Annotated in this window: 12 protein-coding genes and 3 tRNA genes; 8 read left to right on the top strand and 7 right to left on the bottom strand. The window is 65.2% G+C overall.

All coding sequences use genetic code 11. From position 1 onward, the window contains the following. The 3 genes from HNQ66_RS23615 to HNQ66_RS17565 all read right to left on the bottom strand — a co-directional run. On the bottom strand, window positions 1-95 hold a 95-nt coding region (locus tag HNQ66_RS23615; protein ID WP_244523315.1), incomplete at its 3' end, for a GTP-binding protein. Between the two features lie 219 nt (window positions 96-314). Next, window positions 315-388: transfer RNA gene (locus HNQ66_RS17570), tRNA-Gly, on the bottom strand. A 25-nt stretch (window positions 389-413) separates the two neighbouring features. Further along, window positions 414-498: transfer RNA gene (locus HNQ66_RS17565), tRNA-Tyr, on the bottom strand. 203 nt (window positions 499-701) lie between these two features. Between HNQ66_RS17565 and rlmB the strand changes: the two genes are divergently transcribed. Beyond that, window positions 702-1577 (top strand): 23S rRNA (guanosine(2251)-2'-O)-methyltransferase RlmB, encoded by an 876-nt coding sequence (gene rlmB / locus HNQ66_RS17560; RefSeq protein WP_184145471.1) that lies wholly within the window; start codon window positions 702-704, stop codon window positions 1575-1577. A gap of 72 nt (window positions 1578-1649) precedes the next feature. On the opposite strand, the gene HNQ66_RS17555 is transcribed toward rlmB, so the two are convergent. After that, window positions 1650-2273, bottom strand: coding sequence for an FMN-dependent NADH-azoreductase (locus tag HNQ66_RS17555; RefSeq protein WP_184145470.1), 624 nt, complete (start codon window positions 2271-2273; stop codon window positions 1650-1652). Window positions 2274-2401: 128 nt separating this feature from the next. Between HNQ66_RS17555 and HNQ66_RS17550 the strand changes: the two genes are divergently transcribed. From HNQ66_RS17550 to HNQ66_RS17520, 7 genes are all read left to right on the top strand, one after another. Beyond that, a complete protein-coding gene (locus HNQ66_RS17550; protein ID WP_184145469.1) occupies window positions 2402-3349 on the top strand; it encodes a LysR family transcriptional regulator in 948 nt (315 codons plus the stop codon). A 56-nt stretch (window positions 3350-3405) separates the two neighbouring features. Further along, window positions 3406-3481 (top strand) — tRNA-Thr (locus HNQ66_RS17545). Window positions 3482-3616: 135 nt separating this feature from the next. Next, window positions 3617-3784, top strand: coding sequence for a hypothetical protein (locus tag HNQ66_RS17540; protein WP_184145468.1), 168 nt, complete (start codon window positions 3617-3619; stop codon window positions 3782-3784). A 14-nt stretch (window positions 3785-3798) separates the two neighbouring features. Beyond that, entirely contained in the window at window positions 3799-3975 is a 177-nt protein-coding gene (locus HNQ66_RS17535; RefSeq protein WP_184145467.1) for a hypothetical protein, read from the top strand. Window positions 3976-4138: 163 nt separating this feature from the next. Continuing rightward, window positions 4139-4336: a hypothetical protein gene (locus tag HNQ66_RS17530; RefSeq protein WP_184145466.1), complete on the top strand. Its 198-nt coding sequence runs from the start codon at window positions 4139-4141 to the stop codon at window positions 4334-4336. Window positions 4337-4445: 109 nt separating this feature from the next. Next, the gene (locus HNQ66_RS17525) at window positions 4446-5219 is read left to right on the top strand and encodes an NAD kinase (RefSeq protein ID WP_184145465.1); all 774 of its coding nucleotides are present in this window, start codon (window positions 4446-4448) and stop codon (window positions 5217-5219) included. 31 nt (window positions 5220-5250) lie between these two features. Beyond that, window positions 5251-5742: a hypothetical protein gene (locus HNQ66_RS17520; RefSeq protein ID WP_184145464.1), complete on the top strand. Its 492-nt coding sequence runs from the start codon at window positions 5251-5253 to the stop codon at window positions 5740-5742. Between the two features lie 119 nt (window positions 5743-5861). Here the strand turns inward: HNQ66_RS17520 and prfB are convergent. The 3 genes from prfB to HNQ66_RS17505 all read right to left on the bottom strand — a co-directional run bounded on the left by prfB (window position 5862) and on the right by HNQ66_RS17505 (window position 11018). Continuing rightward, a protein-coding gene (prfB, locus tag HNQ66_RS17515; protein ID WP_184145463.1) for a peptide chain release factor 2 occupies window positions 5862-6993 on the bottom strand; the annotation gives its coding sequence in 2 pieces (ribosomal slippage) (window positions 5862-6923 and window positions 6925-6993; 1131 coding nt in all). A gap of 99 nt (window positions 6994-7092) precedes the next feature. Then, on the bottom strand, window positions 7093-9543 hold the full coding sequence (locus HNQ66_RS17510) for a penicillin-binding protein 1A (RefSeq protein ID WP_184145462.1): 2451 nt from the start codon (window positions 9541-9543) through the stop codon (window positions 7093-7095). 239 nt (window positions 9544-9782) lie between these two features. Next, window positions 9783-11018, bottom strand: a complete 1236-nt coding sequence (locus tag HNQ66_RS17505) for an N-acetylmuramoyl-L-alanine amidase (RefSeq protein ID WP_184145461.1) — start codon at window positions 11016-11018, stop codon at window positions 9783-9785. Window positions 11019-11481 lie beyond the last annotated feature (463 nt).

Genomic DNA, 11481 nt, shown 5'->3' with positions numbered 1-11481 from the left:
ATCGCTGCAGTCGTCGACGTCTTGCCATGGTCAACGTGGCCGATCGTGCCGATGTTTACGTGAGGCTTGTTGCGCTCAAACTTACCTTTTGCCATGTCTTTTTTCCTACTGAACGAAAGTTGGGCTAACCGGCCCGTCCGGTTTGGCAGGCGTTTAAGGCTTTCGCAACGAATGCGCAAGCCTTAAATGCACGGGAAAACATGCCGGAAACGGGCTGGGGCGAGCCGGATGGGTCAACAGATCGTAACGACGAATCGCTTTTTCAAGGCAGCACCTTAGGGCGACGCGCTGATTCTTTTCATGAGGCGATGAAGTGGAGCGGGTAGCGGGAATCGAACCCGCGTATTCAGCTTGGAAGGCTGCTGCTCTACCATTGAGCTATACCCGCGGGGGTCTCGATCCGCCTGACAGAATGGTGGAGGGAGTTGGATTTGAACCAACGTAGGCTGAGCCAACGGATTTACAGTCCGTCCCCTTTAACCACTCGGGCATCCCTCCATATTCCGTCGGGATCGAGCGACCAGTATCGACCGTTCGGCAGCGCCATCGGGCGGCGCCTTCGATCTGGCGCGGTATATGACGGGCACAATTCGTCCTGTCAACACGACGTCACGGAAAAAATTGCGAAAAACGGCGTCGTCCCCGGCCAGTCCGGCGGCCGAGCCGTTTGCGCCGCGCCCGCGCTCAGCCTATAAGGCCGCATGAGCAAAGACGATACCGGCGGCAAGTCCGCGAAAGACACCCATTACGCCAAGCTGCGCCGGGCGCACCGCGACCAGAAGCGCGAGCGCGGCGAGATCCCGACACCGAAGGACGACCGCCGCCGCAGGCAGGCGGACGGCTGGAAGCCGCCGGCGCTTGCGCCCGACCAGGTCTATCTCTACGGCCTGCATACCGTGCGCGCGGCGCTCGACAATCCCGAGCGGCAGATCATAAAGCTGTCCGTCAGCCAGAACGCCGCCCAGCGGCTGGAGCTGCCGGATCTTGCCAGCCTGCCCTATCCGGTCGAGACCGTGCTTCCCTCCGACCTCGACAAGGTGCTCGGCCCGGAGGCGATCCACCAGGGCGTGATGCTGGAGACGCGGCCGCTGCCCGTGCGCCGGCTGGAGGCGCTGAAGGACAGCCCCCTCCTCCTCGTGCTCGACCAGGTGACGGACCCGCACAATGTCGGCGCCATCATGCGTTCGGCCGTTGCCTTCAATGCCGGCGCGGTCATCACCACGCAGCGCCATTCGCCGACCGAATCGGGCGTTCTGGCGAAAACCGCCTCCGGCGCGCTGGAGCTCATTCCCTATATCCAGGTCACCAACCTCGCCGACGCGCTGGAAGAGCTGCACAAGCTCGGCTTCCTGACCATCGGCCTCGATTCGGAAGGCCCCGAGCCGCTGGAAGGCACGCTTGCGGGCAACCGCGTCGCGCTCGTCATGGGCTCGGAGGGCAAGGGCCTGCGCCAGAAGACGCGCGCCACCTGCAAGGCCCTCGCCCGCCTCGACATGCCGGGCGCGATCAAGTCGCTGAACGTGTCGAACGCGGCCGCCATCGCCCTCTATGCCACGCAGCGCCATCTCCTCGGCTGATCCGGCAACCACACAAACGCAAAGGCCCGCCGGCTTTCCACCGGCGGGCCTTTGCGTTGGAGGAAACGGTTCCTAGCTGGCGAGCTTCAGGCTGGCGCGGTCGGAAATGACGCGCTCGGCCTCGGAAATGGCCTCGACCTTCGAATCGGCGCTGAGGTTCAGGCCTTCGGCGCGGACGATCTCGATATCCGTGATGCCGAGGAAGCCGAGCACGGAGCGCAGGTAGCTTTCCTGATGGTCCATCACGGCCGCGGGGCCGGCGCTGTAGTGGCCGCCGCGCGTGGAGACGATGATCACCTTCTTGCCCTTGGCAAGGCCTTCCGGGCCTTCGGCGGTATAGCGGAACGTCTTGCCGGCGACGGCGACGCGGTCGATCCAGGCCTTGAGCTGGCTCGGCAGGGAGAAATTGTACATGGGCACGCCGAGGACGACCGTATCGGCGGCAAGGAATTCCTCCAGCACGGCCGTGCTTTCCTCGACCTCGGCGGCGACCTGGGCGTCGACGTCTTCCGGCTTGGCGTTGGCGGCCATGAGGTGCGCGCCGGAAAGATGCGGCAGCGGGTTGGCGACGAGGTCGCGATAGGTGACGGCGGCGCCCGGCTGTTCGGCCTTGATCTGGGCGGCGACGGCCGCGGTCAGGCGGCGGGAAACGGAATGATCTCCGAGAATGCCGGAGTCGATATGGAGAACGTTCATGGGTCAGCACCTTTGCTTCGTTTGGTGCAAACCATATGCTGCGAAAACAATCACATGATTAGACGGCAAAAATCCAATTGACCGTTTCCCATGAGAAACAATAAATCAGGGGAACGACGGAGACGACCATGCAGGACCTGAACGATCTGGCGCTTTACGCCGCGGTGGTGCGGCACAAGGGTTTCACCGCGGCGGCCAGGGCGCTTTCGGTGCCGAAGTCGAAGATCAGCAAGCGCATCGCCGCGCTGGAGGAGCAGCTCGGCGTGCGGCTGATCGAGCGCTCCACGCGCAAGCTGGCCGTCACCGATATCGGCCAGTCCTTCTACGAGCGCTGCGAGGCCGTGCTTTCGGGCGTCGAGGCGGCCGAGGCCGTCGTCGCCGTCGCCAAGGCCGAGCCGGCGGGAACGGTGCGCCTCGCGATGCCGCCCGGCTTTGCGCCCATGGTGGCCGACATCCTGCCCGGCTTCATGAAGCGCTATCCGCTGGTGCGCCTGTCGATCCTGACCACCGGACGGCCGGTCGACCTCATCGAGGAGCGGATCGACGTCGCGCTGCGCGTGCGCGACAGCTACGACACCGACCAGTCGCTCATCGTGCGCCGCTTCGGCGGCACGCGGCGCTACCTCGCCGCCAGCCCGCGCTTCCTGGAGCGCCACGGCCCGATCGATTTCGACACGATCGGCCAAATCCCCACCCTCTCCATGCAGGAGAACGCGCCGCGCGCCATCTGGACGCTCTACAACGAGGCCGGCGAAGTGCGCGACGTCTCCCATTCGCCCGTCCTTGCCTGTTCGGATTTCACGGTGCTGGAGCGGGCGGCCATCGAGGGCATCGGCCTCGGCCTCCTGCCGGACATGATCGTCGAGCGCGGCTTCCGCAACGGCGTGCTGACGCCGGTGCTTGCCGACTGGTCGAGCGCGGAATCGGCCGTGCACGCCGTCTTCACCTCCCGCCACGGCATGCTGCCGGCCGTGCGCGCCCTCATCGACCATCTTGCGGAGAATCTGCCCCGCTCGATGCAGCGCTGCCAGGAGATCGCGCCCAAGGCCGCCTCCGACAGCACCTGGTCCATCTGACCAGGCCCGTTTTCACTTTACAGCGGCGGAGAATGTGCTAACTCCCTCGTAGGAGTGCCCTTATAGCTCAGTTGGTAGAGCACCTGATTTGTAATCAGGGGGTCGCGAGTTCGAGTCTTGCTGGGGGCACCACTCTTTTTTGCGCGACGCCGCGCCCCTCCGATCCTTTCGCATAGGAAATGCTTTTTTAGCGCGTTGCTTTCGGCAACGCCCGCTTGACGCATCCGCAAAACTGGAACATAAAGGGAACAAATGGAGGGTATACCGATGCAGAACGATGCCCTGGAACGCGGAAAGGCGATCCTCGATGCCTGCCGGTCGCTGCGTGAGCGGCAGATGGAAAATCGTCTCGAACTCCAGCGCAAGGCGGCGGCCTCGGCCCGCCCGCTCTATGTGCTGAAGAGCAAGCGGCAGCTGGAGCTGCGCCTGCAATGATCCCGGCGCCCCGCATGCAGCAGCCCTGCTCCGACGAAGCGACCGAAATTCTGGCGCTGCACGGCGGCGACGCGCTGGAGGCCCTGCGCACCCTCATCGCCGAGCGCGATGCGGTCGAGGAACGCCTCGCGATCGCGGCCATCGCCATGGGCCTCGGCGGCCCGCATCCCCGCCCGGCATGTGGCCGGTAGTCCTCAAGCCTTCCCGTCGATCGACTGTTGATTCCGGCAGCGGATTGCCGTGCGGAGGTGAGTGTCCTATAGGCGTTGCTGGTTCAATCGGCGCCTGTGGCGCCTGCCCCCACGCCCGGCCACGGCCCGCGTGCGACAGGGGCGATCGTGCGGAGGAACGGACGTGGCGGCAGACAAGGAAAAACCGGCTTCGAAGGTCACGGTGCAGAAGGACCGCAAGGGACAGTATTTCTTCGCCCTCACCTTCCGCGGCGTCACCTATCCGGTGAAAGGCCCCTTCGCCAACCCGATGCAGGCCGCCGCCGCCGGGCAGGCCGTGCTCAAGGGCCTCGAGGCGCAGGCGGAGAAGAGCTCGCGCTGAAGGTACGGCTCCCGCAACCCTGTCACATTTTTCAGATGCGCATGCCGTAAAGGCATGCGACAAAGACCGGCCCGAAGGGCGCCGTTCGAACGAGGATGCGGGATCCGGCATGACGCGTAACTTCCACTCCCTCTCCTTCGTCGCCTCGCAGGCGGCCGAAGCGCAGGAAGCGCGCGAGGAGCTGATTTCCGTCTACGGCAATACCGATCCCGAAGAAGCGGACGTGATCGTCGCGCTCGGCGGCGACGGCTTCATGCTCCAGACGCTGCACACGACCATGAGCACCGGCAAGCCGGTCTACGGCATGAACCGCGGCTCGGTCGGCTTCCTGATGAACCGCTACGATACGAAGGACCTGCCGGCCCGCATCGACGGGGCGGTGGAGAACGCCTTCCGGCCGCTGGAAATGGTGACGGGCGATGCGAGCGGCCAGGAGCGCCGGGCGCTCGCCATCAACGAGGTCTACGTCTTCCGCCAGTCCTACCAGGCGGCGAAGCTGAGGGTCAGCATCGACGGGCGCGTGCGGCTGGAGGAACTGATCTGCGACGGGCTGCTTCTGGCGACGCCCGCCGGCTCGACGGCCTACAACCTTTCCGCCCACGGCCCCATCCTGCCGCTGGAGGCGCCGCTTCTGGCGCTCACCCCCGTCAGCGCCTTCCGCCCCCGGCGCTGGCGCGGCGCGCTGCTGCCCAACAAGGTGACGGTGGAGATCGAGGTGCTGGAGGCGGAAAAGCGCCCGGTCAACGCGGTCGCCGACAATACCGAGGTCAAGTCCGTCACATCGGTGCGCATCGCCGAATCGGCCCACCTTGCGGCCCGCATCCTGTCCGATCCGGATCATTCCTGGTCCGACCGGATTCTCGCCGAACAGTTCGATTATTGACGGATCGACGGAACCGAACGGACTTTTCGCCATGAAGCGCCCCCTGCTTGCCAGCGCCCTCACCCTTCTCCTCCTTGCCGCGCCCGCCTTCGCCGAAGGCGAGCCGCCCGTGCCGGAGACGATCACCTTCGTGGTGAGCACCGGCTACTGGGAAGAGCCGGCCGACGCGGAGGACGGCGAAACGGCAGAGGCCCCTGCCGGCAAGCCGGCGGAGATGCGGCGCGGCTACTACAAGCTGATCGCCGTGCGCCAGCCGGACGGCACGGCCGAAATCCACCTCCAGCAGATCGAATCGACGGCCGAAGGTCCGAAGATCGCCTCCTCCACCGAACTGGAGGAGTTTTCGGCGCTGAAACCCTACGTGACGGATATCCGCCCGGAAAATTCTTCCGGCATCACCACGCAGCCCGGTCTCTTCGCCACCGTCTATCTCAAGACGGACCCGAAGGCGGCGGAACCGGAAAGCTGGACGGTGCTGGTCGACGATCTCGGCGAGATCAGGATCGAGCGAGCGACGAACTGAGCCGCAATCGTTGCAGGTGAGCTGTGGATCCTCGGGCTTGCCCCGAGGATCCACAAGGCGCCGCTCGCAAAAACGGGCGCCGAAGCGCCCGTTTTCCATTCCGGATATCCAGTCCAACCTCAGTTCAGGTCGTCCACCACGGCGTCGGCGCCACCGTTGACGCGGTGGGCGAGCGCGGCTTCCATGAACTCGTCGATTTCGCCGTCGAGGACGTCGGAGGGGGCCGTGCTTTCGACGCCCGTGCGAAGGTCCTTGACGAGCTGGTAGGGCTGGAGGACGTAGGAGCGGATCTGGTGGCCCCAGCCGATATCCGTCTTGGAGGCGGCCTCGGCGTTGGCGGCTTCCTCGCGCTTCTTCAGCTCGGCCTCGTAGAGACGGGCGCGCAGCATGTCCCACGCCTTGGCGCGGTTCTTGTGCTGCGAGCGCTCCTGCTGGCAGGCGACCACGATGCCGGTCGGGATATGCGTGATGCGCACGGCCGAGTCGGTCGTGTTGACGTGCTGGCCGCCGGCACCGGAAGAACGGTAGGTATCGATGCGGCAGTCGCTCTCGTTGACCTCGATATTGATCGATTCGTCGACCACGGGATAAACCCAGATCGACGAGAACGAGGTGTGCCGGCGCGCATTGCTGTCATAGGGCGAGATGCGCACGAGGCGGTGCACGCCCGATTCCGTCTTCAGCCAGCCATAGGCGTTGTGGCCCTTGACGAGCATCGTCGCGGACTTGATGCCGGCCTCTTCGCCGTCGTGGACTTCCAGCAGCTCCACCTTGTAGCCCGAGCGCTCCGCCCAGCGGGTGTACATGCGCAGAAGCATGTTCGCCCAGTCCTGGCTTTCCGTGCCACCGGCGCCGGAATGCACTTCGAGATAGGTGTCGTTGCCGTCCGCCTCGCCCGAGAGCATCGCCTCGACCTGCTTGCGCGCAGCCTCGGTCCTCAGCGCCTTCAGGGCGTCCTCGGCGTCCTTGACGATCGCCTCGTCGCCTTCTTCCTCACCCATTTCGATGAGTTCGACATTGTCCCTGAGCTGCTGCTCGATGGCCTTGACGCCATTGATGCCCTCATCCAGTTGCTGGCGCTCGCGCATCAGCTTCTGGGCTTCCTGGGCATCGTTCCAGAGGCTCGGGTCCTCTGCCTTGTTGTTCAACCAGTCCAGTCGTCTTACCGCCTGATCCCAGTCAAAGATGCCTCCTCAGCAGGCTTATGGCCTGCTTGATTTCGTCGACGATATTCTCGATTTCCGCGCGCATGTCCGTTTCTTCGATGCTTCAGGTTTCGGTGGCCCCGAAATAGAGAGGGCGGGCGCGGATGTAAAGCCCGCGCCCGCCCTCAAAGTGGGTGGCGATGGATCAGAACAGGCCGCCGCTGCCGCCCGTCACGGCCTGGTTCGCTTGCGGCGAGCTCTTCAGGATTTCCTCGGGCGTCGCGTATTCGTCGCCGCCGATGACGGAGAAGACGTCGGCGGGGCCGGTGCCGGGCTTGAAGGCTTCCATGATCGTGTCCGGATCGCCCTCGATGGCCTGCATGCCCGTCTTGCGGTTGACGGCGATGAACTTCATGCCTTCCGGCACGATGAACTTCGTCTGCGGCGTGCCGTCGACGGCGGCCTGCATGAACTCGTTGAAGATCGGCGCGGCAAGCGAGCCGCCGGTCGCGCCACGCCCCAGCGGGGCCGGGTTGTCGAAGCCGATATAGAGGCCGGCCACGAGGTCAGGCGTATAGCCGACGAACCAGGCGTCCTTCTCGTCGTTGGTGGTGCCGGTCTTGCCGGCCACCGGGCGGTCGAGCTTGACCTTGCCGGCGGCGGTGCCGCGCGAGATGACGCCTTCCATCATCGAGGTGATCTGGTAGGCCGTCATCGGGTCGAGCACCTGCTCGCGGTTGTCCACCAGCACCGGCTCTTCCTGGTTCTCCCAGTCGCCGGCATTGCAATCCTCGCAGATGCGCTGCTCGTGGCGGAAGATGGTCTTGCCGTAGCGGTCCTGGATGCGGTCGATCAGCGAGGGCTTGATCTGCTTGCCGCCGTTGGCGAGCACGGCATAGGCCGAGACCATGCGCAGCACCGTCGTCTCGCCCGAGCCGAGCGACATGGCAAGCACGGGCAGCATCTTGTCGTAGATGCCGAAGCGCTCGGCATATTCGGCGACGAGGTTCATGCCCATGTCGTTGGCGAGGCGGACGGTCATCAGGTTGCGCGACTTCTCGATGCCGAGACGCAGCGTCGAGGGGCCGGACGAGCCGCCGCCGTAGTTCTGCGGCCGCCAGACCTGCCCGCCGGAAACCATCTCGAAGGGCGCATCGAGGATCACCGAGGCCGGCGTATAGCCGTTGTCGAGCGCGGCGGCGTAGACGAAGGGCTTGAAGGAGGAACCCGGCTGGCGCATCGCCTGCGTGGCGCGGTTGAACTCGGACTGGGCATAGGAGAAGCCGCCGACCATGGCGAGCACGCGGCCGGTATGGGGGTCCATGGCGACGAGGCCGCCCTGCACCTTGGGCGGCTGGCGCAGGCGGTAGGACTTGCCGTCCTCCGTCGGCTCGACATAGACGACGTCGCCGGCATCGAACACGCCGACCGGCGTCTTCGTCGTCTTGCGGTCGCCCTTGGCCGAGCGGAAGGCCCAGCTCATGTCCTTGGCCTCGATGCGGCCCGTCACGCGCTCGGCGACGACCTTGCCGGCGCTGTCCTTGCGCGGCTGGAGGCCGATATCGGCGCCGCTTTCGTCCACGGCGAGGACGACGGCGAGCTTCCATTCCGGCACGTCGGAGAAGCTGTCGACCTTGGCGAGTTCCACGCCCCAGTCGCCGCCGACCTCGATCGTCTTGATCGGGCCGTGGAAGCCGCGGCGCTCGTCGTAGGTGACGAGGCCGTGCTGGAGCGCCTTGCGGGCCGCGACCTGGACGCGCGGGTCGAGCGAGGTGCGCACCGAAAGGCCGCCCTCATAAAGGGCGTTGTCGCCGTAGCGCTCGATGATCTGGCGGCGGACCTCCTCGGAGAAATATTCCGAGGCGAAGAGATGGGAACCGCGTTGACGCGGCGTCACGCCGAGCGGCTGCGCCTTGGCTTCCGCGCCGTCGGCCTGGCTGACATAGCCGTTCTCGACCATGCGGTCGATCACCCAGTTGCGGCGCTCGAGCGCGGCGTCCGGATGGCGGAAGGGATGGTAGTTCGACGGGCCCTTCGGCAGGGAGGCGAGGTAGGCGGTCTCGGCGATCGTCAGTTCCGTCACCGACTTGTCGAAATAGGTGAGCGCGGCGCTGGCGATGCCGTAGGAATTGAGGCCGAAGAAGATCTCGTTGAGGTAGAGCTCGAGAATGCGGTCCTTGGAATAGGCCTGCTCGATGCGGAAGGAGAGGATCGCTTCCTTCACCTTGCGGTCGATCGTCTGGTCGGAAGAGAGCAGGAAGTTCTTGGCGACCTGCTGGGTGATGGTCGAAGCGCCGACCGGACGGCGGCCCGAGCCCATGTTCTGGATGTTGACGAGGACGGCGCGGAAGAGGCCCGTCACGTCGACGCCGGGATGCTGGTAGAAGTTCTTGTCTTCCGCCGACAGGAAGGCGGCCTTCACCCGGTCGGGGATCGCCTGGATCGGCAGGAAGAGGCGGCGCTCGCGGGCATATTCGGCCATCAGCGCGCCGTTGCCGGCATGCATGCGGGTCGTCACCGGCGGCGCGTAGCTGTTGAGGACCTCATAGTCGGGAAGATCCTTCGTGACACTTCCGAGATAGAGCGCGACCGCAGCCGCCACGCCGAGGAACGCCACGGCGCCAATCCCGAAGAAATATCCAATCAGTCTGATCATGAGCCAGCTACCGATGCCTGTATCTTGTCGTTCTCTCGGGCGGCCCTGCCGCCCGGCCTCTTCGCCACGGCCGCAGACGACCGTCGCGCCTTCGCGTGCGAAGACGAGTCACCCCATTCTGCCGATCCCGTCTAGCGATCGGAATGTGAGGAAAATAGGGCTTACAGCATGCATCCCGGCTTCGCCACCGCACAATGGCGGCCAATGTCACTTTTCCAGCACAACGCGAAGGCCCCGCGTCAGCCGCCGTTCGCCACCACCGTCGTGCGGTATTCGCCCACGGCCCTTGCGAGCAGGCCGGCCACCTTCTTCTGCCAGGCCGGATCGACCAGCAGCTTCTCGTCGTCCTTGTTCGACAGGAAGCCGAGCTCGACGAGGACGGAGGGCACGTCCGGCGCCGTCAGCACGCGGAAGCCGGCATGGCGGTGGGGATTGTTGATCAGCAGCACCTGGTCCTTGAAGGCGCCGACGACGCTGCGGGCAAGGTTGACGGAGAAGGCCTGCGTCTCCCGGCGCGTCAGGTCGAGGAGGATGTCGGCGACCTCGGCCGGCTCCTCGGAAAGGGCGATGCCGGCGATCTGGTCGGAAAGATTCTCGCGCTCGGCAAGGCTTGCGGCAAGGCTGTCGGAGGCCTTGTCGGAGATCGTGTAGACCGTCGCGCCGCGGATGTCCTTCTGCCTGACCGTGTCGGCATGGATGGAGATGAGAAGATTGGCGCCCTCGTTGCGGGCAAGCTGCACGCGCTGCGAAAGCGAGAGGAATTCGTCCTTGTCGCGCGTCAGGAAGGCGCGCGTGTCCGGCAGCTTGTTCAGCGCCTCGGCAAGCTGCCGCGCGAAGGCCAGCGTGACGACCTTCTCCTCCGTCTTTGTGACGCCGCCGCTCGCGCCGTTGTCGATGCCCCCGTGGCCCGCATCGACGGCGATGACGAAGGGACCGCCGGCCTTGCCGCCGGGCAGCAGCATGGCGGACTGGCCGGCAGAGGCCGAGGCCTCCTGCCAGCTCTGCGTCTTCATCTTCTCCTGGAAGGCCTGGTCGGTGACGATCGCCGTATCGATGACGAGGCGGTAGGTCGTCGCCCCCTTCTCTTCCTGCACTTCGGCCAGCACCACGCCGATGGGACGCGCCGCCGTCAGCACGATGCGCGAGCGGCCCGCGGCCATGGTGCCGTAGCGGATATCGGAAATGATGCCGCGCGCCTCCATCTCCTCCGCCTTGATGCCGAAATCGGTCTCCGGCAGGTCGATCAGCACGCGGTAGGGATTGGCGACATAGTGCACCTCGAATTCCGGCTTGCGGTCGAAATCGATGACGAGGCGCGTGCGCGCATCGTCGCCGGCGACGCGGGCGGAAAAGGCGAGCAGCGGGGCGGATGCGGGCGCGGCGGCGAAGGCCGGCACGGCAAGCGCCATGCAGAGAAGGAAAAGGAGCGCGCCGGCGGCAAGGCGGAGCGGATATGGAATCGGAAGACTTGGCATCACCAGTGGCGGTCCGTTCAAACGCGTGAATTGCGCGCGGTGCGGCGCTGGACAAGCCCCATAGATGCCCCCATATGGTTAACCGAAACTTGCCACCGCCCGCGTTCCGGCAGCCATAAGGGCAAATCCATCAGGATTATGACGCTTTCGGCTTTTCCCTTGCCATTGTGACATATCCGCCATAAAAGCAAAATCAGGGAAAAAGAATAGACGGGATAGAATCGTCTGGAGCAGGCAGCCCCCCTTCCCGGGACTTGGCGCCAAACCGGGCCTTCATCCGCCGTCGCACCGTTTTTTCCCGGCCGATTAGATCGCGTAAACCGGCGGTGGCCGGAACAGTCAAGGTGGATTTCCACCGCTCGCCCTTCACGAAGGGCAATTTCATCGGACCTTCAGGGTCTATGGCACTGGCATTCTCGTTGGACGTTGATGTTGTCACGGCGGCTTTTATCAGAGGGTAACA

This window comes from Shinella fusca (genome assembly GCF_014203155.1).
Lineage (GTDB): Bacteria > Pseudomonadota > Alphaproteobacteria > Rhizobiales > Rhizobiaceae > Shinella > Shinella fusca.
This window is presented reverse-complemented; position numbering and strand designations above follow the sequence as displayed.

Bases quoted from the DNA above. Each gene is read 5' to 3' on its own strand.
- HNQ66_RS17540 (WP_184145468.1), top strand. From the start codon at position 3,617: ATGCAGAACGATGCCCTGGAACGCGGAAAGGCGATCCTCGATGCCTGC.
- HNQ66_RS17520 (WP_184145464.1), top strand. From the start codon at position 5,251: ATGAAGCGCCCCCTGCTTGCCAGCGCCCTCACCCTTCTCCTCCTTGCC.
- HNQ66_RS17505 (WP_184145461.1), bottom strand. From the start codon at position 11,018: ATGCCAAGTCTTCCGATTCCATATCCGCTCCGCCTTGCCGCCGGCGCG.
- HNQ66_RS17555 (WP_184145470.1), bottom strand. From the start codon at position 2,273: ATGAACGTTCTCCATATCGACTCCGGCATTCTCGGAGATCATTCCGTT.
- HNQ66_RS17550 (WP_184145469.1), top strand. From the start codon at position 2,402: ATGCAGGACCTGAACGATCTGGCGCTTTACGCCGCGGTGGTGCGGCAC.
- rlmB (WP_184145471.1), top strand. From the start codon at position 702: ATGAGCAAAGACGATACCGGCGGCAAGTCCGCGAAAGACACCCATTAC.
- HNQ66_RS17525 (WP_184145465.1), top strand. From the start codon at position 4,446: ATGACGCGTAACTTCCACTCCCTCTCCTTCGTCGCCTCGCAGGCGGCC.
- HNQ66_RS17535 (WP_184145467.1), top strand. From the start codon at position 3,799: ATGCAGCAGCCCTGCTCCGACGAAGCGACCGAAATTCTGGCGCTGCAC.
- HNQ66_RS17510 (WP_184145462.1), bottom strand. From the start codon at position 9,543: ATGATCAGACTGATTGGATATTTCTTCGGGATTGGCGCCGTGGCGTTC.